General features: G+C 59.7%; 20 protein-coding genes. 12 read left to right on the top strand and 8 right to left on the bottom strand.

What is annotated here, in order from left to right; genetic code table 11:
* Positions 1 to 18: 18 nt before the first annotated feature.
* The 4 genes from HMPREF2787_RS03535 to aceA all read right to left on the bottom strand — a co-directional run bounded on the left by HMPREF2787_RS03535 (position 19) and on the right by aceA (position 4,772).
* Entirely contained in the window at positions 19 to 1,224 is a 1,206-nt protein-coding gene (locus tag HMPREF2787_RS03535) for an Ig-like domain-containing protein (protein ID WP_070858403.1), read from the bottom strand.
* A gap of 108 nt (positions 1,225 to 1,332) precedes the next feature.
* On the bottom strand, positions 1,333 to 2,184 hold the full coding sequence (locus HMPREF2787_RS03530; RefSeq protein WP_070858402.1) for a hypothetical protein: 852 nt from the start codon (positions 2,182 to 2,184) through the stop codon (positions 1,333 to 1,335).
* Positions 2,185 to 2,251: 67 nt separating this feature from the next.
* A complete protein-coding gene (locus HMPREF2787_RS03525; protein WP_141763264.1) occupies positions 2,252 to 3,031 on the bottom strand; it encodes a hypothetical protein in 780 nt (259 codons plus the stop codon).
* 448 nt (positions 3,032 to 3,479) lie between these two features.
* Entirely contained in the window at positions 3,480 to 4,772 is a 1,293-nt protein-coding gene (aceA, locus tag HMPREF2787_RS03520; protein WP_016421960.1) for an isocitrate lyase, read from the bottom strand.
* 1,017 nt (positions 4,773 to 5,789) lie between these two features.
* Between aceA and HMPREF2787_RS03515 the strand changes: the two genes are divergently transcribed.
* The 9 genes from HMPREF2787_RS03515 (at position 5,790) to HMPREF2787_RS03475 (ending at position 18,019) form a co-directional block, all read left to right on the top strand.
* On the top strand, positions 5,790 to 8,000 hold the full coding sequence (locus tag HMPREF2787_RS03515; RefSeq protein ID WP_070858400.1) for a malate synthase G: 2,211 nt from the start codon (positions 5,790 to 5,792) through the stop codon (positions 7,998 to 8,000).
* Positions 8,001 to 8,258: 258 nt separating this feature from the next.
* Positions 8,259 to 9,032 carry an HAD family hydrolase gene (locus tag HMPREF2787_RS03510; RefSeq protein ID WP_246824183.1) on the top strand — a complete coding sequence of 258 codons (774 nt, stop codon included), beginning with the start codon at positions 8,259 to 8,261 and terminating at the stop codon, positions 9,030 to 9,032.
* 15 nt (positions 9,033 to 9,047) lie between these two features.
* The gene (locus HMPREF2787_RS03505; protein ID WP_070858399.1) at positions 9,048 to 11,663 is read left to right on the top strand and encodes a glycoside hydrolase family 65 protein; all 2,616 of its coding nucleotides are present in this window, start codon (positions 9,048 to 9,050) and stop codon (positions 11,661 to 11,663) included.
* A gap of 413 nt (positions 11,664 to 12,076) precedes the next feature.
* Complete coding sequence (locus tag HMPREF2787_RS03500; RefSeq protein ID WP_070858398.1) at positions 12,077 to 12,817, top strand: succinate dehydrogenase cytochrome b subunit; 741 nt, start codon at positions 12,077 to 12,079, stop codon at positions 12,815 to 12,817.
* A 19-nt stretch (positions 12,818 to 12,836) separates the two neighbouring features.
* Positions 12,837 to 14,855: a fumarate reductase/succinate dehydrogenase flavoprotein subunit gene (locus HMPREF2787_RS03495; RefSeq protein ID WP_016421965.1), complete on the top strand. Its 2,019-nt coding sequence runs from the start codon at positions 12,837 to 12,839 to the stop codon at positions 14,853 to 14,855.
* Entirely contained in the window at positions 14,855 to 15,604 is a 750-nt protein-coding gene (locus HMPREF2787_RS03490) for a succinate dehydrogenase/fumarate reductase iron-sulfur subunit (protein WP_016421966.1), read from the top strand. Before HMPREF2787_RS03495 ends, HMPREF2787_RS03490 begins: the two co-directional genes overlap by 1 nt.
* Positions 15,605 to 15,644: 40 nt before the next feature.
* Positions 15,645 to 16,043 (top strand): hypothetical protein, encoded by a 399-nt coding sequence (locus HMPREF2787_RS03485; protein WP_038627515.1) that lies wholly within the window; start codon positions 15,645 to 15,647, stop codon positions 16,041 to 16,043.
* A 190-nt stretch (positions 16,044 to 16,233) separates the two neighbouring features.
* The gene (locus HMPREF2787_RS03480) at positions 16,234 to 17,583 is read left to right on the top strand and encodes a DUF445 domain-containing protein (RefSeq protein ID WP_070595094.1); all 1,350 of its coding nucleotides are present in this window, start codon (positions 16,234 to 16,236) and stop codon (positions 17,581 to 17,583) included.
* A gap of 79 nt (positions 17,584 to 17,662) precedes the next feature.
* Entirely contained in the window at positions 17,663 to 18,019 is a 357-nt protein-coding gene (locus HMPREF2787_RS03475) for a DUF2516 family protein (RefSeq protein ID WP_016421969.1), read from the top strand.
* A 182-nt stretch (positions 18,020 to 18,201) separates the two neighbouring features.
* Here the strand turns inward: HMPREF2787_RS03475 and purU are convergent, their stop codons facing one another.
* From purU to HMPREF2787_RS03460, 3 genes are all read right to left on the bottom strand, one after another.
* Positions 18,202 to 19,107, bottom strand: a complete 906-nt coding sequence (gene purU, locus HMPREF2787_RS03470; protein ID WP_070858397.1) for a formyltetrahydrofolate deformylase — start codon at positions 19,105 to 19,107, stop codon at positions 18,202 to 18,204.
* A gap of 17 nt (positions 19,108 to 19,124) precedes the next feature.
* Positions 19,125 to 19,895 (bottom strand): LmeA family phospholipid-binding protein, encoded by a 771-nt coding sequence (locus tag HMPREF2787_RS03465; protein WP_070858396.1) that lies wholly within the window; start codon positions 19,893 to 19,895, stop codon positions 19,125 to 19,127.
* 97 nt (positions 19,896 to 19,992) lie between these two features.
* The gene (locus HMPREF2787_RS03460; protein WP_069359365.1) at positions 19,993 to 20,490 is read right to left on the bottom strand and encodes a DUF2505 domain-containing protein; all 498 of its coding nucleotides are present in this window, start codon (positions 20,488 to 20,490) and stop codon (positions 19,993 to 19,995) included.
* A gap of 85 nt (positions 20,491 to 20,575) precedes the next feature.
* On the opposite strand from HMPREF2787_RS03460, the gene HMPREF2787_RS03455 reads away from it, so the two are divergent.
* The gene (locus tag HMPREF2787_RS03455; RefSeq protein ID WP_070858417.1) at positions 20,576 to 21,751 is read left to right on the top strand and encodes a UDP-N-acetylmuramate dehydrogenase; all 1,176 of its coding nucleotides are present in this window, start codon (positions 20,576 to 20,578) and stop codon (positions 21,749 to 21,751) included.
* A gap of 304 nt (positions 21,752 to 22,055) precedes the next feature.
* Here HMPREF2787_RS03455 and HMPREF2787_RS03450 read toward each other — a convergent pair whose 3' ends face one another.
* The gene (locus HMPREF2787_RS03450; RefSeq protein WP_083326648.1) at positions 22,056 to 23,891 is read right to left on the bottom strand and encodes a long-chain-fatty-acid--CoA ligase; all 1,836 of its coding nucleotides are present in this window, start codon (positions 23,889 to 23,891) and stop codon (positions 22,056 to 22,058) included.
* Positions 23,892 to 24,150: 259 nt separating this feature from the next.
* On the opposite strand from HMPREF2787_RS03450, the gene mshA reads away from it, so the two are divergent.
* Positions 24,151 to 25,413: a D-inositol-3-phosphate glycosyltransferase gene (mshA, locus tag HMPREF2787_RS03445; protein WP_172620248.1), complete on the top strand. Its 1,263-nt coding sequence runs from the start codon at positions 24,151 to 24,153 to the stop codon at positions 25,411 to 25,413.
* 59 nt (positions 25,414 to 25,472) lie between these two features.
* On the top strand, positions 25,473 to 25,958 hold the full coding sequence (locus HMPREF2787_RS03440; RefSeq protein WP_049172367.1) for a type III secretion system chaperone family protein: 486 nt from the start codon (positions 25,473 to 25,475) through the stop codon (positions 25,956 to 25,958).
* Positions 25,959 to 26,021 lie beyond the last annotated feature (63 nt).

The raw sequence follows: 26,021 nt of genomic DNA, 5'->3' as shown, positions 1-26,021 counted from the left end.
TGAGGTTCTCAGGCACGCTTAGTTGCCGGAGGTCGGAAACTCGAACTTCGGCAGGCCAGGCGAGCTCAAGGAATCAAAGAAGCTAGGTTGCGTGTTGACCAAAATTTGGCGTGGTTCCGACTTTGCGTCACCACGGGCTGCGGTGACGGAGACAGTGCCCGGGACAGCCGGTAGGAATCCGAGGTTGCATGAGAACGCACCCTCGTCGTCGGTCTTAGCTACGCAGCGGGCGCCGCCAGGGCCCAGTGCTTCGATAGTGGTGCCCGGCTCAGCCTTTCCGCTGATGACTGTTTGTGCCTTGGCAAAAGCGTTGGCGGGTTCGGCCTTTAGCTCCGAGGGAGCCTCGGGCGGGGCGACGGTAACGGTGATGGACTTGGCGGCCGAGCTGCTGCCGAGGATCTCAGCGGAGTCCTCGAGGACTGCCTTGACTTCGAAGTTTCCGGTGTTGGTTGGGGTCCAATCGCACGTGGCTGTGCCGGTGATGGCAGCGATATCGGCAGTGCAGAGGGTGCGGCTGCCACTGACGAAGCTCACCTTCTTACCTGCCAGGGAAGGAGCGTCCACGCCGTCGTTTGCACTGGCAGTAACCTTTGCTTTCAAGGTGAGCGGGCGATCCACCACTGCTGTGTCCGGAGTGTCAACCAGCTCTACGGACGTGCGGACGCGGTTAGCGTCGACAACGGTAATTCCTGGGCCGCCATTGAACTTGTCACTGCCGTAGGTCTTTGAGCTCAGAAAGCTTCCGTACTTGTAGTAAAACCCAGAAGTGAGTTCCTTGCCCTGTGCGCATGCGTCACTCACCTTGTACTGCAGAGTAAACGTGTGCGGGGCGTCCTTGTTAAAGGTCCAGTAGCCGGAGGCATCATTGGACTTGATGGCGGTGGCACCTGGCGTAGCAGTCACTTTGTCCTCGGGGAGTGTGATTGCGGAAGCGTTGCCGATCTGGAGTGTTGCAGAACCCGACTGGTACTCGAGGCAGGAGTCTACGTTGTTCTTCCAGTCGTAGATGTAGTCATTTCCAGAGGTTGTGGTGAAGGTTTGAGCGTAGGTGATGATTTCACCTGGAGCCGGTGTCGTGTTGCTGACAGTGCGGCTGTAAATGGACTGGCTGTCGGTATGGGTCGCAGTTGCGCTGTCTGCCATAGCAGCCGGAGCAGACAAGAGGGCAAATGCGGAGGCACAGGCTACTGCCGTGGTGATGCGCAGGGTCTTGCGAGAGGTCATGGCATTGCTTTCTATCGAAAGGGTCGTACGTCTGTCCGCTGAGCGGTCACTCAAGGACAGTTACCTGGAGAAGGGACCGGGAGATCTGAGGAGACCCGGGCAGCGGAACTACTCTGAGGCCTCGGCCTCGGTACCGGCAGTTTCTGCTGCCGGTACTGTTTCGGGGTTATCAGGGGCCTGTGAGCCTGGGCTCTGGAAGCCCGGGCTCTGCGGCGATGGCAGGCCTGGGGAGCCGAAGAATGCGCTGCCTGGTGTGCGAGTTCCCTCCTCGTAACCGGTGAAAGCGTATGCGGCATTACTCTCATCGGTGCACATGATGAAGGCGGCAGCATCGAAATCCGTGCGCGGACCTGAGCTCGGGTTGTTCAGATAGACGGAGAAGTCGTGAGTTGCACCAGGCTCAATGGTGAACGCGTCAATCAGACCTGCGTGACCCTTCACACGCTCAGTGGAGTAGTCCTTTGCAATCTGGTTGCGCTGGGCATTCGGGTCGCCAAGCAGTCCACCGAGTCCCTGTAGGAGCGGTCCGAGCATTCCCAGGTCCAGCTGTCCCAGCGGAATGTTGCCAATGATGGGGATGCCACCGATCTGGATTGGCACCTTGGGCAGTTCGCGGAAGGTGTTCTTGCGGTAATAATCCTCAGACTCCGCCACCAGTTTTGACGTGGTGACGTCGCCTGCGACCTTGCCGGAGCCACGTGGGCCAGCACAGGTGAACTTCTTATCTGAGGCGTTGGTGACCTTTCCGGAAATTTCAGTTGCGGCAGCATCAGCTACATCCACGGTAACGGTCAGCAGCTTCGTGTCAGTGTGCACGACAATCGAGGATTGATCCGCGCCGGGCACGACATTGCTGTGGGTATCTGCAAGAGCGGGAGTGGTGGAAAGCAGAGTAACGGTGGCGGCTAGAGCCACTGCAGGAGTGGCGGCCTTAGCTACACGAGATAGAGAGAAAGTCATGGAATCCAGGTCCTTAGAGGCGAAGGGATAAGGGGCCGGGGAGGGGGCGTCGTAAAGCGGTGGTTTACTACGACATCTTTAGTGAGGGAGACGGGAGGCCAGGCGAGCCGAGTGAACCGCCGAAGCCGCCGACCCTGGGAGCCTTGCCGGATTCGTAGCCCGCGAAGACGTACTGCTGCTTATGCGGATCATCGTTGTCCGTGCAGTAGACGAGAGCGGCGGCCTCGAAATCTGTTCGCTCGCCAGAACCTGGCTTATTCAGAACGACTTCGTGAGTGGAAGTGTCGAAAGGCTTGAGCTCGAAGACGGGAATCTCGCCAGTATGGCCGGCCAACTTTGCCTGCTCCCAGGCGCGGAAAAGCTGCGCGCGAGTGTTCAGCTGCTTGCCCAGGGCGGAGCCCAGCAGCCCGTCCGGAACAAATTCCAACAGTCCGTTGGTGGGGATGACACCCAGGAGAGGTACGTTGATGCCATCGGAAGGGACATTTGGCCAGGTGCGGTAGTAATCCACAGCCTGCGCGACGATTTCGGCTTCAGTCACCGTGTTAGGCAGTTGAGCTGGCTTCTTCGCATCGGTAGAAACACCCGGAGCGAAACAGGAGAAGTTGCTGTCGTAGTTGTTCTTAATTTCGACGGTGACGGTGTCTTCACCCTTGTTTTCCCCGACAATGACCTGGATTCGTGGGCTGTCGGTGACGACAACGTTGCCGTCAGACGATGCGCCGGGCAGAAGGCTGTTCATATCCTGCGCCGAGGCTACGGAGGCGGATCCGAAAACTACGGCAGTAGCTACTGCAATGACAGTGGCGGGCCTGACTGAGTTCTTGGAGGAAAGCGTACTGGACATGCGTGAGAAGAGTCCGGATTTCATAAACGTATCTTTCGTGGAGAAGTGAATATTCCCCGTGGCAACCACGCGCAACTGAAATCCCGAAGGGTTGGCGAGGAAGGATTGAAAAGCTCCGAAAACTATCCACGGGGGCATGGGATACGCACAGGAAGCTGTACCCATGACCACAAAGGGTGATACGGATGTTACCAGTGTGACTACTGTGACACATGTTGTAAAAATGCCACGGGGGTAACCACATTAATCCAGGTGGGAAGGCATTTATGAAATCAGATGCATTGCGGGGTAGCTGGCAATAGTCAAGCTCGTTGAAAGGTTGCACGCTTCACGACGGCCCGGAGTCGACACGTCGATGAACACACAAAAACACCCAGCGAGGGCTGCAAGTGCAACCCTCGCTGGGTGTTGAAGTTAGGTCCTTGACCTAAGCCCTAAGCCGAGTGACTTAGAACTGACCCTCCTCGGTGGAGCCCTTCAGGGCGGTGGTGGAGGAGTTCGGGTCGACGGTGGTGGCGATGCGGTCGAAGTAGCCAGCGCCAACCTCGCGCTGGTGCTTGACAGCGGTGAAGCCGCGCTTCTCGGCAGCCTCGAACTCGCGGTTCTGCAGGTCGACGAATGCGGACATCTGCTCGCGAGCGTAGCCGTAAGCCAGGTCGAACATGCCGTAGTTCAGAGCGTGGAAGCCAGCCAGGGTGATGAACTGGAACTTGAAGCCCATCTTGCCCAGCTCGTTCTGGAACTTGGCGATCTCGTCCTTCTCGAGGTGAGCGGACCAGTTGAAGGACGGGGAGCAGTTGTAAGCCAGGAGCTGGTCCGGGTACTCAGCCTTGACGCCCTCAGCGAACTTCTTAGCCAGCTCGAGGTCCGGAGTACCGGTCTCCATCCAGATCATGTCAGCGTACGGAGCGTAGGACTTTGCACGCTCAATGCACGGCTCCAGGCCGTTCTGGACGTGGTAGAAGCCCTCGGAGGTGCGGTCGCCGGTGATGAACTTCTGGTCGCGCTCATCAACATCGGAGGTGATGAGGGTAGCGGCCTCAGCGTCGGTGCGGGCGATGATGACGGTCGGGGTGTTGGAGACGTCAGCAGCCAGGCGAGCAGAGGTCAGGGTGCGGATGTGCTGCTGGGTCGGGATCAGGACCTTGCCGCCCAGGTGGCCACACTTCTTCTCAGAAGCGAGCTGGTCCTCCCAGTGGGTACCAGCGGCACCAGCGTTGATCATAGCCTTCTGCAGCTCGTAGACGTTCAGAGCGCCACCGAAGCCAGCCTCACCGTCAGCGACGATCGGCAGTAGCCAGTTGTCGACGGAGTCGTCGCCCTCGATACGAGCGATCTCGTCTGCGCGGAGCAGAGCGTTGTTGATGCGGCGAACGACGTTCGGCACAGAGTTAGCCGGGTACAGGGACTGGTCCGGGTAGGTGTGGCCGGAGAGGTTAGCGTCACCAGCAACCTGCCAACCGGAGAGGTAGACAGCCTTCAGGCCAGCGCGAGCCTGCTGAACGGCCATGTTACCGGTCAGTGCGCCCAGAGCGTTGATGTAGGAGTCGTCCTTAACGTTGACGCCTTCCCACAGGATCTCAGCGCCGCGGCGAGCGAGGGTGTTCTCCTCGACGACGGAGCCCTGGAGCTCAGCAACCTGCTCAGCGGTGTAGTCGCGGGTGATACCTTCCCAGCGCGGGTTCTCGTCCCAATCCTTCTGGATTTCGGCGGCGGTACGTGCCTTACCAACGTTAGACATAAACGGAGTCACTTCCTTTTGCTTGCTTTTTGAACTCCGGGTGCTGACTTAAGAACAATTCCGACAGAACCGATCTACAGGCTGACCCGATAGTGACCGCGGTGTCACGTGAATGCAGGGGGCGCTAGCAAAGTGCTGTACCCCTGCACACAAACACGCGAACAAAAACAATGTCCGCTTCCGCGTGCCATGCCTCACATTTTGGGGCATAGCGCTACGTTCGTCAAGCAGCTTCCGATGTGAATTCAAGTATGTAATACGGATAACACTTGTGAAGATTGCAAACATTGTGATGTGTAGCTTGGCTTTAACAATTTTCGCCTGTGACCGGCCGGTACATTTGTACTGTTAATTCCCTATGGCTGGCTCGCTAATAATGTTCCCCCCGCTTTGGGGTGATTTATATTTTGGTAATTATCAAAGCTGGCTGTTAACGGTGTTTGGGGTTTAGGGGGTGTTTCGCTACCCCCGAAATTATGGCCGTAAAAGTAGAAACGGGCTTCTAAATACACTGTCGTTACACCGTCAATACCCCGCCGGAGCATCCCTGGATAGTGGTCAGGGGCTCGGTTGTCATCTCGCTTTTATGGTCTGGTTTGAAGGTGGAGGCTGTAGCGACGCGATTGGTTGCTGGCCGTTCATACGCAGGTCGCAATAGTAAATGTCTGTGAGGCGCGACACTTTCCCATTGCATGTGGTGTTCCGTGGCTGGAGGAAAGAGTGCCGGGGATACTGCGGTCAATGTGGGTGGGGGAGGGCTGGTTGTGGCGTCAGGATTAAATGCCCGAATGGTCATCGGGGAGGGGGTGGGGTCTGTTCGCGGGGTGCTCGTCGTAAAGCGAATGAAATGGCAAATGTGAGCGGCGTTATACCGGGCTGGCGGTTGGCGGTTATGGAAAAAGACGGTTCATAAGTGCGCCGAATCACATACAGTAGGGGAACAACGCATCCAGTGTGAGCCGCTGACGTGGCCGTGACTGGATGGGCAAATTGCAATCAATAGTTTTGAGGAGAGCAATGGCACAGCGTATTTCGGCAGGTGGAATGCAGGTCGCGAAGGTTCTTTACGACTTCGTTAATGACACCGCACTCCCCGCCGCCGGCATTGAGGACAAGGACGCGTTCTGGAACGGCTTCGGTGACATTGTCGCTAAGTACACTCCGCGCAACCGCGAGCTGCTGGCCAAGCGCGATGAGCTGCAGGAAAAGCTCGACGCTTGGTACAAGGAACACCCGGGCGAGCAGAATCAGGATGAGTACGTCGCATTCCTGAAGGAAATTGGCTACCTCGTTGACAACCCGGGTGACTTCCAGGTCACCACCGCTAACGTCGACACCGAGATCACTTCCACCGCTGGCCCGCAGCTGGTTGTGCCGGTCCTCAACGCCCGTTTCGCCATCAACGCTGCGAACGCACGCTGGGGCTCGCTTTACGACGCGCTGTACGGCACCAACGCTATTCCTGAAGATGGCGGTGCGGAGAAGGACACCCCGGGCTACAACAAGGTCCGCGGTGACCGCGTTATCGCATGGGGTCGTAACTTCCTGGACAAGGCTCTGCCGCTGGTCGACGGTTCCCACGCGGACGTCACCTCTTACGACATCGTCGACGGTCACCTGCAGGCAACCCTGGAAGGCGGCGCTACCTCCGGCCTGCGCGAGCCGGAGACTCTGGTCGGCTACACCGGTGACAAGGACGCGCCGGAGTCCATTTACTTCAAGCACAACGGTCTGCATATCCAGCTGCTGATTGACCCGGAGTCCCCGGTTGGCAAGACCGACAAGGCTGGCGTCAAGGACATCATCCTGGAAGCCGCTGTCACCAACATCATGGATCTCGAGGACTCTGTCGCCGCAGTTGACGCTGCAGACAAGACCCTGGGTTACACCAACTGGTTGGGCCTGAACGTCGGTGACCTCGCAGTCGAGTTCACCCGTGGCGGCAAGAAGCTGTCCCGTACCATCAACGACGACCGCACCTACACCGCTCTTGACGGTTCCGAGGTCACCCTGCACGGTCGTTCCCTGAACCTGGTCCGTAACGTCGGCCACCTGATGCAGAACCCGGCCATCCTCGACCGCGACGGCGAGGAGATTTTCGAGGGCATCATGGATGCCGTCGTCACCGCTGTGTGTGCAATCCCGGGCCTGGATCAGGACAACGCACGTAAGAACTCCCGTACCGGTTCGATCTACATCGTGAAGCCGAAGCAGCACGGCCCGGATGAGGCTGCATTCACCAACGAGCTGTTCGCAGACGTTGAGAAGCTGCTGGGTCTTCCGCACAACACCCTGAAGGTCGGCCTGATGGACGAGGAGCGTCGTACCTCCGTCAACCTGGACGCCGCCATCAAGGCTGTTTCCGAGCGTGTCGTCTTCATTAACACCGGCTTCATGGACCGCACTGGTGATGAGATCCACACCTCCATCCAGGCTGGTCCGATGTTCCGCAAGGCTGTTCAGAAGACCGCTCCGTGGATGCTGGCTTACGAGGACAACAACGTCGACTCCGGTCTGGCACACGGCCTGCAGGGCAAGGCTCAGATTGGTAAGGGCATGTGGGCCATGACCGAGCAGATGGCCGAGCTGCTGGAGCAGAAGATCGGTCAGCCGAAGCAGGGTGCTTCCACCGCGTGGGTTCCGTCCCCGACCGGTGGTGTGCTGCACGCTACGCACTACCACGAGGTTGACGTCTTCGGCGTTCAGGACAAGCTGCTTACCGACGGTCGCCGTGACACCTTCGGTGACCTGCTCACCATCCCGGTAGCGGCAGCTAAGGCTGGCGAGCCGGGCGCTGACTGGTCCGATGAGGACAAGGCCAACGAGCTGGACAACAACTGCCAGTCCATCCTGGGCTACGTTATCCGCTGGGTTGAGCAGGGTGTTGGCTGCTCCAAGGTGCCGGACATCAACGATGTTGACCTGATGGAGGACCGCGCTACCCTGCGTATTTCCTCCCAGACTCTGGCTAACTGGCTGCTGCACGGTGTTGTCACCGAGGAGCAGATCATCGATTCGCTTCAGCGCATGGCCGAGGTCGTTGACCGCCAGAACGAGGGCGATGAGGCATACCTGCCGATGGCTCCGGACTTCGACAAGTCCATTGGTTTCCAGGCTGCCAAGGAGCTCATCCTCGATGGTGTGAACCAGCCGTCCGGTTACACCGAGCCGATCCTGCACCGCCGTCGCCTGGAGTTCAAGAAGCGCGAGGGCATCGACCAGGGTTAATTCTTGGTCGGGCTGCGGCTGCCGAGCCTGAAATAACAAAATAACTACCCAGACTGCCGGTGTGTAGGTGGTATTGGCTAACCTCTGATGCCAATTCCGCATGCGCGCCGGCAGTTTTGTTTTTGGGGGAAGCGCACCATGAGTCTCAGATTCGAGATACCCGGGTTCACAAGCGGGGTAGGGGCAACGTTGCTAGCGTTGATTGGGAAGTTAATTGAGAAAATGCAGTCTGCAACGTCCAAGGAGCTGCGACCCCCCATGACTAATTCCACGACCGATAGTGCTACCAACCTCGCCAAGGCCAAAGAATTCCTCCTTAGCGCGGGCGCAATCCTCTTTGACCTCGACGGAGTGATTACCCCTACCGCCGATGTGCACGAGCAGGCGTGGGCGGACATGTTTAGCGACTACTTCGAGCACAAGGGCGTCTCGGCCTACACAGAGGAGGACTACTTCACCTACCTCGATGGCCGCCGCCGCGATGAGGGCATCGCAGCAATCCTGGAATCTCGCGGCATTTCGCTGCCGCACGGTAGCGATGAGGACACAGCGAAAGACGAGACGATTGTCGGGCTCGGGAAGCGCAAAAATGATGACTTCTTGGCGCGAGTCGAGAGGGGAATTGAGGCCTACCCGGGGTCGGTTGCGCTGCTCGACGAGTTACAGGGCGCGGGGGACGCGTCGGCAAGCGAAAAACCGCAGTTGGCGGTGGTTAGCTCGTCGAAGAACGCGGTGCCGGTGCTGACGGCCGCTGGGCTGCGTGAGCGGTTCGTGGAGATTGTTGACGGCGTGGTGGCGCATGAGAACAACCTGCCGGGTAAGCCAGCCGCCGATACTTTCGTGTACGCGGCGAAGAATCTGGGGGTGGCGCCGCGCGATGCTGTGGTGGTCGAGGATGCCATCAGTGGTGTGCAAGCGGGTGCAGCCGGCGCATTTGGTCTGGTCATTGGTGTTGACCGCGGTGCTGGCGCAGGAGCACTGCGCCGAGCGGGCGCCGACGTTGTGGTCAGTGACTTGGCGGCACTCGTCTAGGCTGGCTCGTGACAAATGGCTGAGACAAAACCGGAAGGCATCATGGCCAACGATTCGACCACGGCAGCAGTCGACGAGACCGAGCGTGTGATTCCGCAGGGGCAGGGTCACGACGCGGAGACCGCCGAGGCTGAAAAACAGGAGGAGACGGTGTCCCCAGTTCGTCGTAAGCAGCGTCGCAACTTCCCGGCGGGTCGTGCGGATAAGCACCACCACCTGGTGAATGCCGAGGGACTCATGGACCGAGACATCACTCCGGTTGATGAGTGGCGTCTGATTGAGACGAAGCCGAACGGCCTCCCGCTCGGTTTGGGCGAGACGCTGTTTGCGCTGTCGAACGGGTACATCGGCATGCGTGGCAATCCGCCGGAGGGCCGTGACTCCAGTGAACACGGCACTTATATCAACGGTCTGCATGAGACCTGGCCGATTAGGCACGCCGAGGACGCCTACGGCCTAGCTCGCCAGGGACAGACGATTGTCAATGCTCCGGACGCCAAGGCAATGCGTCTCTATATTGACGATGAGCCCCTGCGTCTCGGCAATGCTGAGGTCAGCGACTACGAACGTAGCCTGGATTTCCGTGAGGGTGTGCTGCGTCGTCGATTCATTTGGCGCACCCCGGGTGGCAAGCACGTTCGCGTCACCTCTGAGCGCATGGTGTCTTTCCAGGAAAAGCATGTCGCCGCGATGAGTCTGGAAGTCGAGCTGCTGGATGCGGATGCCGCGGTGATGATTAACTCGCAGATTCTCAACCGCCAGGACGGCGAGGACGAGTACCACGATGCGGCTAAGGCGCAGGGTACCGAACTGGATCCCCGTCGCGCCGAGGCGCTGGAAGACCGCGTTCTCATTCCGGCATTTCAGTCGGAATCGGCACACGGGCAGCGCTCGACGCTGGGCTACCGCTGCGCGAACTCCGGTATGACCGTGGCCACTTCCATGGACCACACCTTTACTGTCCGCACTCCCGACGGCACGGAGCCTTTCGTAGAGGTTTCGCAGTCGACCGAGCCGGATGTGGCCAGCTCTCTGTTCAACCTGGATGCGCCGGTCGGCACTGTCATACGCCTGGAGAAGCTGGTCGCGTACCACTCCTCTCGCAAGGTGCGTGCCGAAGAGCTGGCATTCCGCTGTGAGCGCACCCTGAACCGCGTCGGCCGCATCGGCATGCTGGGGCTGATGGAGAACCAGGAGGAGTGGCTCGAACGCTTCTGGGAGCGCTCTGACGTGGTCATTTACAATCAGCCGGAGATTCAGCAGGCAGTGCGCTGGAACATTTGGCAGATTATCCAGGCCGCCGCCCGCGCCGAATTCCAAGGTGTGCCGGCCAAGGGAATGACCGGCACCGGCTACGGAGGCCACTACTTCTGGGATACGGAAATCTACGTGACCCCATTCCTTACTTATACGTCGCCGCAATTCTCACGCAATGCCATGCGCTTCCGCTGGGACATGCTCGAAGCCGCGTGGGCGCGTGCCGACGAACTGGCGCACGACGGTGCCCTCTTCCCGTGGCGCACTATCAATGGTCAGGAATCCTCGGCCTACTTTGAGGCCGGAACGGCGCAGTACCACATCGATGCGGACATCGTTTACGCGATGATGAAGTACGTCTATGCCTCCGGCGATGAGGAGTTCCTGCTCAAGGAGGGCACGGATCTGCTGCTCGGCACAGCCAGATTTTGGATGTCGCTGGGATTCTTCGATGCCGAGCATCGCGAATTCCAAATTCACAGCGTCACCGGCCCAGATGAGTACAACACGGTGGTGAACAACAACCTGTACACCAACGTGATGGCGCAGTATAACCTGCGGGTTGCGGCGGACGTCGTCAAGCAGATGAAGCGCGATCGCCCCGCCGCCTACCGCGAACTGACCAACCGCTTCGACCTCACTGAGCGCGAGGTTGAAGAGTGGGAGCAGGCCGCTGAGGCGATGTACATCCCGTTCGATGAAAAGCTCGGCATTCACCCTCAGGATGATCAGTTCCTGCTGCGTAAGCGCTGGAATCTCGACGATCCTGAGGTTGGCCCCCTGCGCCCTCTGCTGCTGCACTACCACCCGTTGACGATTTACCGTCACCAGGTCATTAAGCAGGCGGACGTCGTCCTCGCACTGTTCCTCATGGGCAATCGCTTTACGACGGAACAAAAGCGCGCAGACTACATGTATTACGATCCGCTCACCACTGGTGATTCCTCGCTTTCCGCCGTTGTGCAGTCCATCGTGGCGGCCGAGTTGGGCTTGCAGGAGCAGGCGATGGACTTCTTCCTTCGCGGACTGTATGTGGACCTGGCGAACTTGCACGGAAACGCAGCCGATGGTGTCCACGTCGCTTCTGCCGGTGGTGTGTGGCAGTCCCTGGTCTACGGCTTCGGTGGTTTCAGCGATCACGACGGCCGCTACAGTATTGATCCGCGTTTGCCGGAAGGATGGAGCGGTCTGACGTACCGAGTCACTATTCGTGGTTGTCGTATTCGAGTGACAGTGCGTGGCCGAACGGTGGAAGTCGTCCTGGAGGAAGGCGAGCACCAGGTTGGTCCGATTATGGTCGCAGGCCATGAGGTGATCATTGGTCCGGAGCCGTTGACCGTGGTGATGGCAAACTCGGATCAGAGCGAGGATTAGTCGGACGGCTTCGGCCGTACGCGGTGCCAATGGGGGGGATTGCCTGTTGGGGGTGGCTGTTTGGGCCTTTGGGGAATTCGGCAGGGGTAAAAATAAAGAATTTCGCAACATAATTATTGAGTATTAAAACCGTCCACCTGAGAAAAGTGGGCGGTTTTTTATTTTCGTGCTATTTATGTTGCGTTATTAGCCGGTTTGGGCGGGTGAAAAATCGGCAAAAGTCGGGGTAGGGGCGTTTTTATGGCAGGGGAGCGGATTTATGTAGCGACGACGTCAGAAGTGGCTAAAATGCGATAACCTGAGAAAAGGCGGAGAAAAGACCTCGGTAACCTGTGAAAATCCCCACCCAAAAGGGGGAAAAATGTTTACCAGGCGCTGTGTGACTTTAGAGTGAATATGACACTGGAGGTGCCATGACTGTTAAAAGTTCAAACCGTGACGCAATCGCGCACGGCAAAATTAATGTAGAACCGCTGCGCGAGCAGCCTAAATACCCTTCATGGGCTCTGAAGCTGACCATGGCCGTCACTGGCGTGCTGTTTGGCCTCTTCGTTATTGTCCACATGCTGGGTAACCTGAAGATTTTCGCTGGCGAGGAAGACTTCAACGCATACGCGACCTTCCTGCGCACTGTCGGTGCTCCGGCAGTTCCGAACGAGGGCATTCTGTGGATTTTCCGCATTGTCCTGCTGGTAGCTATTGTCCTGCACATTTTCGGTGGCCTCACCCTGGCTGCACGTGCTAAGCAGTCCCGCGGCAAGTTCCGCCGTCAGGGCATGGTGTCCAGCTGGAACACCTTTACCGCACGTTCGATGGTGATCACCGGCATCGTGCTGCTGGCCTTCATCATCTTCCACCTGCTGGACCTGACCCTCGGTGCCGGCGTTGCTCCGGCTTCTTTCGAGCACGGTGAGGCATACCAGAACGTGGTCGCGTCCTTCTCGCGTCCGGGTGTTGTTGTTTGGTACATCATCGCGCAGCTCGCTCTGCTGCTGCACCTGTCCCACGGTCTGTGGACCGCTACTTCCGACCTCGGTATCACCGGTAAGCGCTGGCGCAAGGTTCTGCTGTTCCTGTCCGGCCTGCTGCCGCTGCTGGTTGTTGTCGGCAACATCTTCATCCCAGTCGCCGTCCTGACCGGTCTGGTCTCGTAGGTCGAGGAGGAAAATTACTATGACTAACACTGAAGCAACCGTCGCTGCGGACTTCCGCGCGCCGGAAAGCGCTGTCGACGGGGTCAAGATCGGCAAGGTTCTGTCCGATAACTCCCCGGGCGACAAGGTCTCTATGAAGGACCACTGGCAGTACCAGAAGGATCACGCCAACCTGGTCTCGCCGCTGAACCGTCGTAAGTTCCGCGTCATGGTCGTCGGTACCGGCCTGGCTGGCGGTGCTGCCGCTGCTGCCCTTGGTGAGCTCGGCTACGACGTGCAGGTTTTCACCTACCACGACGCTCCGCGCCGTGCGCACTCCATTGCTGCACAGGGTGGTGTCAACTCCGCTCGCGGTAAGAAGGTCGACAACGACGGCGCTTACCGCCACGTCAAGGACACCGTTAAGGGCGGCGACTACCGCTGCCGCGAGAACGACTGCTGGCGTCTGGCTGTCGAGTCCGTCCGTGTCATCGACCATCTGAATGCAATTGGTGCTCCGTTCGCTCGCGAGTACGGCGGTACCCTGGCAACCCGTTCCTTCGGTGGTGTGCAGGTCTCCCGTACGTACTACACCCGTGGTCAGACGGGTCAGCAGCTGCAGCTGTCGACCACCTCGGCTCTGCAGCGTCAGATTGGTCTCGGCAACGTCGAGATCTTCACCCACAACGAGCTGGTTGACATCATCGTCGCCGACGGCCGTTGCCAGGGTGCCATCATGCGTAACCTCATCAATGGTGAGCTGACCGTCCACACTGCTCACGCAGTTATTCTGGCTACCGGCGGTTACGGCAACGTCTACCACATGTCCACGCTGGCCAAGAACTCCAACGCTTCGGCCATCATGCGTGCATACGACCAGGGTGCTTACTTCGCATCCCCGTCCTTCATCCAGTTCCACCCGACCGGTCTTCCGGTCAACGCGCACTGGCAGTCGAAGACCATTCTGATGTCCGAGTCCCTGCGTAACGACGCGCGTATTTGGACCCCGAAGAAGAAGGGCGACGAGCGTCCGGCCAACGACATCCCGGAGGACGAGCGCGACTACTTCCTGGAGCGTCGCTACCCGGCATTCGGTAACCTCGTCCCGCGTGACGTCGCTTCCCGTGCCAACTCTCAGCAGATTAACGCCGGCTACGGTGTTGGCCCGCTGAAGAACTCCGTCTACCTGGATCTGCGTGACGCAATTGAGCGCCTGGGCCAGCCGGTCATCAAGGAACGCTACTCGAACCTGATTCAGATGTACGAAGAGGCAATCGGTGAGGACCCGTACAAGGTTCCGATGCGTATTGCTCCGACCTGCCACTTCACCATGGGTGGCCTGTGGTCTGACTTCAACCAGATGACCTCCATCCCGGGTCTGTTCACCGGTGGCGAGGCATCCTGGACCTACCACGGTGCAAACCGCCTGGGTGCAAACTCCCTGCTGTCCGGTTCGGTCGACGGTTGGTTCACCCTGCCGTTCACCATTCCGAACTACCTCGGCCCGCTGCTCGGTACCGACCGCCTGGCTGAGGATGCCCCGGAGGCCAAGGAAGCACTGGACCGCGCTCAGGCTCGCCTGGACAAGCTGATGAGCATCCAGGGTAAGCACGGCGCTGAGTACTTCCACCGCCAGCTCGGTGAGATTCTCTACCGCGACTGTGGTGTGGCTCGTAACAAGGAAGACCTGGCTCGCGGTATCGAGGAGATCCGCGAACTGCGTAAGGCATTCTGGTCTGACCTGTTCATCCCGGGTGAGCCGAACGAGATGAACCAGCAGCTCGAGTACGCTAACCGCGTTGCTGACTACATCGACCTCGGTGAGCTCATGTGTGTCGACGCCCTCGACCGCGATGAGTCCTGCGGTGCTCACTACCGTGATGACCACATCTCCGAAGATGGCGAGGCAGAGCGCGATGACGCTAACTGGTGCTTCGTTTCCGCATGGGAGCGAGGCAACAATGGTCCTGCATGGGATCAGTCCGGTCACGAATTCATTCGCCACGCCGAGCCGCTCACCTTCGAAGCCGTCCCGCTCATGACAAGGAACTACAAGTAATGAAACTGCACCTTGAAATCTGGCGCCAAGCAGGTCCGAACGTCGAGGGACACTTTGAATCCGTTGACGTTGACGACGCCGTCGCAGAGATGTCGATCCTGGAGCTGCTTGACCACGTCAACTCCAAGTACGTCGAGTCCGGCAAGGAGCCGTTCGCGTTCGCATCTGACTGCCGTGAGGGTATCTGTGGTACCTGTGGTCTGAACGTTAACGGTCGTCCGCACGGCCCGGGCCAGAACACCCCGACCTGTCAGCAGCGTCTGCACCAGTTCAGCGATGGTGACACCCTGAAGATCGAGCCGATGCGCTCCGCCGCATACCCGGTCATCAAGGACATGGTCGTTGACCGCTCCGCTCTGGACCGTGTCCTCGAGCAGGGTGGCTACGTCTCCATCAACGCTGGTACCGCTCCGGATGCAGATACTCTGCACCTGAACCACGAGACCGCTGAGTTCGCACTTGACCACGCAGCCTGCATCGGCTGTGGTGCTTGTGTCGCAGCTTGCCCGAACGGTGCTGCACACCTGTTCACCGGCGCAAAGCTGGTTCACCTTTCCCTGGTCCCGCTGGGTAAGGAAGAGCGTGGCAAGCGTGCCCGCAAGATGGTTGACGAGGTCGAAGGCACCTTCGGTCCGTGCTCCCTCTATGGTGAATGTGCTGACGTCTGCCCGGCAGGTATCCCGCTGACTGCGGTTGCCGCCGTCACCAAGGAACGAGCTCGTTCGTTCTTCCGCGGTAAGGACGACTAGACTCTTTCTCGATTAGAGTTTTCCAGAAGGGACATAGATTATGGCGAATGCAGTCAAGCGTTACCAGGGCGAAGAGCACTTCGTCGACGGTTACGTGCCTCAGAGCATGAATGCCGAATACTCCTCGCTTCACAAGAGCATTACCTGGATTGGCATGGGTCTCATTCTCGCCTCTCTGGCGGCTTGGGGTACCTTCATTTTCGGTCTCGCAACGACCGTTTTTGCCGACCAGACTGCTGCCTCTCACAGCAACGGTTTCCTGGCTAAGGATGCCGCCAACTACACCGACTACACCGGTGGTTGGAACTTCGACGGCAGCGTGTTCATGTGGGCTGGCCTGGTAGTCGCACTGGTTATGGTTATTGCGGGTGTGGCCTGCATCTCCATCGGTCGTCGTGACTACAAGGCTTACCGAAAGGAATTCGGCACTCACCACTAAAGGCTTGCCCCAGTTTAAAGGGGCTCGCCTCTAGGCGGATGCAACGCTAGCCTTTTGAACTAGCACCTCCACAGTTGATGCCACCGTGCACAGTGTGCTGAGGTAGGGAAGTACTGAGAAGTACCTCTCTCACCAACAGCGGACTGCGGCGCGGTGGCATTTTCGCGTTTTCGGCGCCTAATCTATACACATGGATAACAACCCCGCTAAGCTTCCGGCAGCTGTCGATTCGGTCTCGGACCGACTCGAAGTTCCCGGGCCATCACCAGAGGTTGAGGCGGAAAAACGTGCGCAACTGCGTAAGGCCAAGGCCTTCGCTACGATGCTGCTGGTCATCGCAACCGCTGTGTATTTCACATGCCGCGGTATTGAGTCTTCACACTTATCCGCAGGCGAAGTTGTGCCCGCGTGGGTGGGCTACGTTCGCGCTGCTTCTGAGGCTGGCATGGTCGGTGCCCTCGCCGACTGGTTCGCAGTCGTAGCTCTGTTCCGCCACCCGCTCGGCATTCCTATCCCACACACCGCTATCGTCCGCCGCAAGAAGGACCAGGTCGGTGAGTCCCTGGCGCAGTTCGTCGGTGATAACTTCCTGAACCCCGCTTTGATTGTGGACAAGGTGCGTAAGGCCGAGATTCCTGAGCGTATTGGCGAATGGCTGGTAGCGCCGGGAAACGCCGACAAAGTGTCTGCAGAGGTCGGTAAGTTCACCGGAAATGTGCTGGAGGCGATTAATCCTGACGATGCCGCCGCAGTGCTGAAGTCAGCAGTCATCGACGAAGTTGCGGCCCCGGAGTGGGGACCACCAGCGGGTAAGGTTCTCGAGCAGCTGATCGAAGAAGGGCGCACCGAGCCTATTGTCCAGCAGATGGCTGAGTGGCTGCACCGGAAGTCGCTGGGCTCGCAGAATCTTATCGACCGACTCGTCGGAGAGCGCGCCCCCTCCTGGGCACCGAGCTTTGTCAACGATCTCATCGGCGACAAGGTCTATCGCGAGCTGGTTGATTGGACCTGGCAGGTGCAGCATGACCCTAAGCACGACGCGCGCCTGGCGCTCCACCGCTTCCTCACGCAGCTCGCCATTGATTTGCAAAACGACGAGAAAACCATCGCCAAGGTCGAAGAAATTAAGACTGACATTCTTTCGTCCGCCGCCGTCACACAGGCACCGGCGAAGATTTGGGCATCGACATCCGCAAAGCTTGTCGACGCTGCCCGCGACCCGGACTCCCTGCTCCGTCGGAAGGTCTCGGAAACGGCCGCCCGCTACGGCGAGCGGATCCAGTCCGATCCTGAGTTGCGCAAACGAATGGACCGCCGTCTGGAAGCGGCTGTCGTCTTCATCGCTGAGAACTACGCGGGCGAGATTACCTCGATCATTTCCGAGACCGTCGAGCGTTGGGACGCCGATGAGGCTTCCGACAAGATTGAACTGATGGTCGGTCGCGATCTGCAGTTCATTCGCGTTAACGGCACTGTTGTCGGATCACTGGCCGGTTTGGCTATTTACACCCTGTCGACCTTGGTGTTTGGGGCTATTTAGCAGCACAACCCAGCACATCAGACCGTGTGCGTTAGCATGTAAAAAGCAATGCATCCCTGTTAAAGGAGTTGTTCCCCCGGTGCGCCTGTTACCATCTTTGCCCAGTCTTGCGGATTCGCCGCTGATGGCAATTTCCGTCTATGTGGACGTCCTGTTTCAGTTCGCCATTCCGTTTGTCATCGGCATCTTGGCGCTAATCGGTGCGGTGCTTGTCATCACCACCCGCGCGGATGCCTTTGACGCTGCAGACCGCAAGAGCCGCAACGTCTGGGCCGGCATGCTGGTCGGTTCGGCTATCTTCCTGCTCCTGCCGTGGCTGGGCTGGGCAATGCTGGGCATCCCGCTGATTGCCGGACTAGTCATCACGGGGATTTACTGGTTGGATGTTCGCCCACAGATCAAGGACATTTTGTCGAACGCACAGGGCGGGTATTAGTCCCGGGCGGGTGCTAGCCCAGGGCGGGTGTTAGCCCGCACAACTGAGAAAGTGTCTGGGTTTATGACAGTTTCTGGGTGAAAAACCCGGTTATTTTGTCATAAACCCAGACACTTTCTTTTTGGGGGAGGGGATAGGGATAGGTCTGGCTCCCCGAAAACCTACTGGAACACCACGGTAACCTACTGGAACACCACGGTGCGGTTGCCGTAGACCTGCACACGGTCCTCCAGGTGCCAGCGCAAACCGCGGGCGAGGACCTGCTTCTCCGCATCGCGACCCTCACGCTGCATGTCCGCAGCGGTGTACTTGTGGGAGACACGCATGACGTCCTGCTCAATGATCGGGCCGTCGTCGAGGTCCTCGGTGGCGTAGTGGCAGGTGGCACCGATGAGCTTCACACCACGTCGATAAGCCTGCAGGTACGGGCGCGCGCCCATGAACGACGGCAGGAAGCTGTGGTGGATATTGATTGCGCGGCCTTCCCACTTCTCGCACAGATCCGGCGGCAGAATCTGCATGAAGCGTGCGAGCACGATGGCATCCGGGTTTTCGGCGTCGACGATCTCTGCGACCTCATCGAATGCCTTACGCTTACCGACGGCATCCTTGGGGAAGGGCACATGGTGGAAAGGAATGTCATACGCTGCGACTAGTGGCTCCAGATCGCGGTGGTTGCCAACTACTGCAGCGATTTCCATCGGGTAGTCGGACTGCGCGACGCGGCCGAGCAGATCCTGCAGGCAGTGACCTTCCTTGGTCACCAGGATGACAGCGCGCTTCGGGACAGCGTTGTCGGTGACCTTCCAGCGGACCTCGGGGCCCCAATCACCCACGAGCTCAGCGAACTTCTCGCGCAGCTCGTCTACAGTCAGGTCGAGCGCGTCGGCGCGGACCGCCTGGCGAGTGAAAAACCATCCGGTCTCCGGGTCGGAGAAGAAGTCCGCCTCGGTGATCCACGCACCAATGTCGGACAGGAAAGTCGACAGGGTGGAAACGATACCGGTACGGTCTGGACAGCCGAGCGAGAAGATGTACTGGCGCTCGGTTGGAGTACCGCTATTTGCGGTGATGAGAGAGCGAGTCATTCTCGGTATCTTACCTGCTAGCTAAAGGTAAGTTCGCTCACGGTCGACAAAGGCAGATTTGCGCCCGTCAGCGTCAACGCCAGGCCCTCCCCGGTGACGTGCGCTTCCTCCACCTGCATGCCGTGGCCGATGTCGTAGCTCAACAGCGTACCGCTCGCCTCTCCCAGCCAACCGGCCAGGCCATCGAGGTTTAAGCCGAGGATTGAGCCGCCCTCCAGGTTGATTTCGATATGACCGCCGTTGGCAATCGGGCGGAACTTGGAGGTCGCAAATCCGGAGGCGAATTCAATGTTGAACAGGCCTTCGTCCGGCAACGGCGTGATCGTGGAAGCACGAACACCGCTTTCCCGGTTAATCAGCGCCTGTAGCAGCTGAGGTGGGATCGTGACATCTACTCGCAGCGACTCTGCGGTCGGATCCGCACGATTGCTCAGATCCACGTTTTCCAGGTGCACTTCCGCTGCCGGGTCGCCGTAAATCTCCGGCGCGCCACCCAGCGCTTCCGGGTTCTTGACCTCCAGTGTGTTCGGAGTGGACAGATCCATCGAGGGCACGGACTTCGTGGCCAAGGCGAGCAGCATCGGGCGGGTGCCGAAAGCAACCTTGGGGTCTTCAGTGACCGTCGCACCACGCTCCTCGGCGGAGGTGCGGTAGCCATCGGAAATCTCCTTGCTCACGAACATGCGGACGCCGATTTCGCCAGCGATCGCAATGAGCGCCACCACGATGATGACACCGAGGACTGTGGGCAGGACTTTGACGCTCGTTGAGCGTTTAGCAGAACTCATGTTTCCCAGTCTTGCTTAACGACGGCTCCGTCGCTACCACCTTTCTTCGCCCGGGTGTCCGCCCCCGGTGCCGCCTCGGTGTGCCCCGCTGCGCAACCTACTTAGTGACGTAGTCCGCCAGCACAGCGGTCTCAGCGTTGAGGACGCGTTCCAGGTACGGAGCTGCCTTCTCCTCGAGCTTGCCACCGAGCAGCGGCACGTTGATGGCGAACTCGGAGTTGGTGGTCAGCACTGAACCTTCACCCTGGGCGGTGAGCTTCTGGGACGCACTGAAGGACGCCGGTACGCCCGAAGCTTCTGTGGTCACAGTGGAGGTCGCGCCGTCGTCGTTAAGCGGGCTGATGACGAACGTGCGCGTCATGCCGACCCCGGACTTAACGAACTTCTGCGCCTGCGCCGGAATCTTGTCAGCAGAGACGGTCTGGCGAATCACGACGGTGGTGCCAGCGTCGGTGGTCTCGAACTTTTCCACCTTGCCGTCAGCTGCCGAGAAACGGTTTGCGACCTTCTCCCAGAAACCGGCGTCGGTGAGGGCCTCGTAAACCTTCTCAATCGGCTGGTCGAAGTTGACGGTGTGCGTGTTAGTCGTAGTCATGCGCTTGATGATACGTAATTTGCACTACGCTAGGGGCGTGGAAAATCTCGACCAATCGCCGAACCCAATTCACCTGACCTCCGACATGGAAGAAGCCATCGATGGGCTTGCGGGGCTAGAGGGGGTGGAGCTCAGCACGCGTACCGCTTTCTCGGATCTGACGACGCTCCGCCTCGGCGGGGTGCCACGCGCGGTCGTGCGGTGCAACACGACGGACGCTGTGGTCGATGTTGTACGCACGCTTGACGACGCTAACGTGCCCCTCCTCATCGTGGGAGGCGGATCCAACCTGGTGGTAGCCGATGAACTCGAGCCGCTGGTGGCCGTGGTGATCGAGGCCGACAACGTGACCATGAGCACTCGCGGACACGGGCTGGAGTCCGTGTCGGCAATCGTGGAGGCCGAGGCCGGTGCGGTCTGGGACGAGGTCGTGGCGATGAGTGTCGACGCAGGTTTTGGTGGCCTGGAATGCCTGTCGGGTATTCCGGGATCGGCCGGAGCCACTCCGGTGCAAAACGTGGGCGCCTACGGTGCTGAGGTGTCGCAGGTCCTGGACTCGGTGCAGCTTTACGATCGCGCAACCGGCTCGGTCGAGTGGGTGGAACCGGAGTCTCTCGACCTTTCCTACCGCTACTCGAACCTGAAGTTCACCGCACGGGCAGTGGTGCTGGCCGTGCGGTTCGAGCTCAGCGTGGATGGCATGTCCGCGCCACTTCGCTATGGCGAACTGGCGCGGCGTCTGGGCGTCGACGAGGCCGAGGCTGCGGCTGGCGAGATTCGCAGGCCGGCTGAGTTGGTGCGCGAAAAGGTACTTGAGCTGCGCCGGGGCAAGGGCATGGTGCTCGAAGATGCTGACCGCGATACCTGGTCGGCGGGTTCTTTCTTTACCAACCCGATCATTCCGGAGAACTCGGTGGAGGCCGTGCGTGCAAAGGTTGCCGCGCTGCGTGGGGCCGATGAGGCCGCGAATATGCCCGCATTCCCCGCTGGCCCCGGCCACGAGGGAGCCGTGAAGCTCTCGGCGGCGTGGCTTATCGAGCGCGCCGGGTTCCCCAAGGGCTACCCCGGTGACGGTGCGCCCGCACGACTGTCGACTAAGCACACTCTTGCCCTGACCAACCGCGGGGAGTCCGGCGACGGTACGCCTACGACCGCCGCCGACTTGGTGGCTTTGGCGCGTGATGTGCGCGCTGGCGTGGAAAAGGCCTTCGGCGTGACCCTGGTGCCCGAGCCGGTGTGGGTCGGCGTGAGCATCGACTAGGCCCGCGGCGGGTGGCTGATGGCCAGTGGGGGGGGGCGGACTGGAGAGGCTGGCGTGACTGATGGGGCTGGCGGGCTTGATGGGGGTTCTGGAGCCGCTGAGTAGTCCTCAGTTTGCGCTCCCGGGCCTTCTCCCAATGGCGGGGATAGAGAAAGTGACTAGGTTTATGACATGTGAATAGTATTCACCCTTAGTTTTTTGTCATAAACCTAGTCACTAAGTCTGGGGGGAGCCGGGGTCCGCCTTAAAGGGATAGGAGCCCGCTCTACTCAGGCCCCTATCCCAACTACAAAACCACCGTGAACTAATGGTGCTTGCGGTGGGAAAGCGAATCGACGCTCTGGCCCTTCTGCTCCAGCTGTGTGAGCAGCACGTCGCGGACATCGCGGCGGCGGACCTTGCCCATCTGGTCGCGAGGAAGTTCCTCCAGGTGGAAGAATGCGCGCGGCACCTTGTATCGGGTCAGGTTGTCGTAGCAGTGGTCGCGGTAGGCGTCAGAATCCAGTCGGGCGTAGTCAGCAAGGGTAATGGCGGCCACGACCATCTCGGAGCCGTCACTCTTCGGCAGGCCGACGACCGTGGCATCGGTGATGTCCGGGTGGGAGAGCAGTACTTCCTCGACCTCGGCCGGGTAGACATTGAAGCCACCGGTGATGATGACCTCCTTGATGCGGGCAACCAGCTTGATGAAGCCGTCCGACTCCATGACTCCGACATCGCCGGTGCGGTACCAACGGTCGCCAGCGGGAAGCTCAGCAGGCCCATCGGTGAAGGACTTCTCCGTTGCCTCCGGGAGGTTGAGATAACCGGCGAAAACCTGTGGGCCTCGGACGATGACCTCGCCCTCCTCGCCGTCAGCGCGGAGCTTGGTGGGATTTTCGGGGTCAACGATGGCAACCTCGGTGTCGGGGAATGGCAGGCCAACGTAGCCCGGGCGGCGGTTGCCGTCCATCGGGTTGCCGACGATAATCGGTGACGTTTCGGTGAGGCCGTAGCCTTCGACAAGGCGCCCGCCAGTGAGTTTCTCCCACTTCTGCACGAGGGAAACCGGCAGGGTAGCAGCACCGCAGAAGGCGAACTTCACGCCGGAGAGGTCGACATTATCGCGCTCGGCGGCTTCGACAATCTTCTCGTAGAGAGTCGGCACACCAGGCACCCATGTCGGGCGATTGTTCTTCATCACCTTCATAATCAGCGGAATCTCCGGTGCCGGCACCAGCACCAGTTCAGCGCCAATCAGCATGGACAAGTTGGTGACAATGGTCAGACCGTAGGCATGGAACATTGGCAGGATGCCGAGGGAGATTTCCCGCTCCTTGCCAAGGCCAGGCACCCAGGCCTTACCCTGCAGAATGTTGGCGACCAGCCCGCGGTGGCTCAGCTGAGCGCCCTTCGGCGATCCCGTGGTACCAGAGGTGTACATCATCACTGCAGTGTCATCGGCAGTGATGGACTCATCGGCCTGGAGGTCGTGGCCGTCTCCGCCGACGGCGTCGTGAAGCAAAGCGTCAAAACCCATGACCTGCGGTGCGGAGGAGTGCAGCTTAGCGCGGGCGGCGCGGAGTTTCGGCAGCGGGATCGACAGGGCGGTGCGCATGACAAACGGCAGGTCCTGCAGCATATTGACCGCGATGATGGTCTCGAGCGGGGTGTTGTTGCGGAGGTCTTCAAGTACGGGGACGATCTTGTCCCAGCAGATGGCAAAGCGGGCGCCGTGGTCGTTGAATGGGTGGCGCAGTTCGTGGGCGGTGTAGAGGGGGTTGTGCTCTACGGCAACAGCGCCGAGGTGCAGAACTGCCCAGTAGGCGATGACGTGCTGCGGGCAGTTCGGCATGAGCAGTGCCACGCGATCGCCTTTGCGTACGCCAAGTGCGCGCAGGCCGGCGGCAACGCTGCGAACCTTGGCATCCAGCTCCGCATACGAGGTGGAGCGACCGAAGAAGGTCAGTGCCTTGCGGCGCGGGTGGTTGCTCAGAGTGTGGCGGTAGACGTCTAGGAGGGTGTCGAAGTTGTAGTCGATGTGGGGTGGGGTCCACTCCGGATACAAGTTCAGCCAGGCCTTGGAAACCGCAGCGTTGGGTGTGGAACCGTGAGCTGGGGCAGAGTCATTTGCAGCGTGTGAGCTGGATGTATCGGCCATGGGGTCCTCCTAAATTTTTGTTTAGCACCTGAATATGTCGTGAGGTGATAATAACCTACGACGTAGTAGGTATCGACCTCTATTGTGCCGTACGTCGCACTGCGATGCCGGAATTCCAATACACGTATTTGAGGTACTCATTTGCGGGGTTGCCCCTGGCGTAGGCACTCTGGGCAGTATGAGCGAAACATTTCCGGCGGCAACGGCGGGCGCAGACGCGGCCGCCTCTAACACCCCGGCGTGGCCGAACCGCATCGCGATGATCTCCATGCATACCTCTCCGCTGGAGCAACCGGGCATCGGTGACGCTGGTGGCATGAATGTCTACGTGCTGCGCACCTGCGAGGAGCTGGCGCGACGCGGTGTGAAGGTGGATGTTTTCACCCGCGCCACGCGTTCCAGCGATGGGCCGGTGATTCAGGTCAGTGAGAACTTCCGCGTCATCAACATTGTGGCTGGTCCATATGAGGGGTTAGAGAAGTCAGACCTGGCTACGCAGATGCCGGCCTTTGCCGGTGGGGTCATTGAATTCGCCCGCAAACAGGGGATTGAATACGACCTCATTCATTCGCACTACTGGCTCTCTGGCCAGGTGGGCTGGCTGCTGTCGGATTTGCTTGACATTCCGTTTGTGCACACGGCGCACACGCTGGCGGCAGTGAAGAATCTCCATCTGGCGGAGGGAGATACGCCGGAGCCGGAGTCTCGGCGTATCTGTGAGCAGCAGATTGTGGACAATGCGTGCCGGCTCATTGTCAACACAGATGCCGAGGCTAAGCAGCTAGCGGATCTCCACGATGCCGACCCGTGGCGCATCAATGTCGTGCCGCCCGGGGTGGACGTGGAGCTCTTTTCGCCGGGCAGTGATCGTGCCACCGAGCGGTCCCGTCGTGAGCTGGGCATCCCGTTGCACACTAAGGTCATTTTGTTCGTCGGTAGGCTGCAGCGGCTGAAGGGCCCGCAGGTATTGCTGCGGGGTGTCGGTGAGCTCATGCGTCGCCATCCCGCCACTAATGTCCGAGTGATTATCTGCGGTGGACTTTCCGGTTCTGGGCTGCATGCGCCCGACGAATTCACCAATCTCGCCGCGGAAGAGGGGATCGACCACCTGGTCCGTTTCATGCCCCCGCGCCCGCCGCAGGACCTGGCGAAGCTCTACCAGGCCGCAGATATTGTCGCCGTGCCCAGTTACAACGAAACTTTCGGGTTGGTGGCGATGGAGGCTCAGGCCACTGGCACTCCCGTTGTCGCGGCGAATGTCGGCGGGCTCTCCATCGCTGTCGACGATGGGGTCAGCGGTTTGCTTGTCGACGGTCACGAGCCCGCAGCCTGGGCCGATGCCCTCGGTCGCCTGGTGGAGGACGACGAGCTGCGCATTAAGTTGGCCACCCAGGCGCGCGAGCACTCCTTGGAGTTTTCCTGGCAAAAGACCGTGGATCGGTTGGCCGATGTCTATCATCGAACCGAACTCCAAAAGGAAAATTGTCCCGGCTCTATCCGGGATGCGGGCGGCTCCCGGTAGGTTTCGTTAGCTTCAGTACCGCCAGAGCCGTAGCCACAAAAGCAGGGAGATGATTCACGATGAGCACGGACATCCAAGTACAGCTGAAATCCCTCGGTGAGCAGCTGGAACGCCTCGGTGTCGAGCATGGTATTGCAGACAATGCCGCCGTGGTGGTCCTGCCTGGTAAGAAGAAGCTCAAGACTGTCGTCGGCCTCATCCCGGCGCCCGACTCCCTGCGTGTTGAAGCCTTCGTCTGTCGCGCGGTCGAAGAAAACCACGAGGCCGTTTACAAGTGGTTGCTACAGCGCAACCGTCGTCTGTTCGGCATCGGTTACACCATCGACGCCGCCGGCGACATCTACCTGGTCGGTCAACTGCCCGCTGAGCTTTCCGACGATGACCTCGACCGTCTCCTCGGTCAGCTGCTGGAGACGGCCGATGGGGACTTCAACCAGATCCTCGAACGCGGCTTTGCATCGGCAATCAAGCGCGAGTGGGAGTGGCGAGTTGACCGTGGGGAAAACCTGGCCAATCTGGAGCAGTTCCGCCACATGGTTGAGTAGCCGGGGGTAGCAACCCACATAGCGGGGCAACGAACGGCGGGCTTTCCCGTTTTGGGGCACAAT

This window comes from Corynebacterium sp. HMSC061H03 (assembly GCF_001838215.1).
GTDB lineage: Bacteria > Actinomycetota > Actinomycetes > Mycobacteriales > Mycobacteriaceae > Corynebacterium > Corynebacterium jeikeium_D.
The sequence above is the reverse complement of the archived record's forward strand: the minus strand, read 5'-3'. Positions and strand labels throughout refer to the sequence as shown.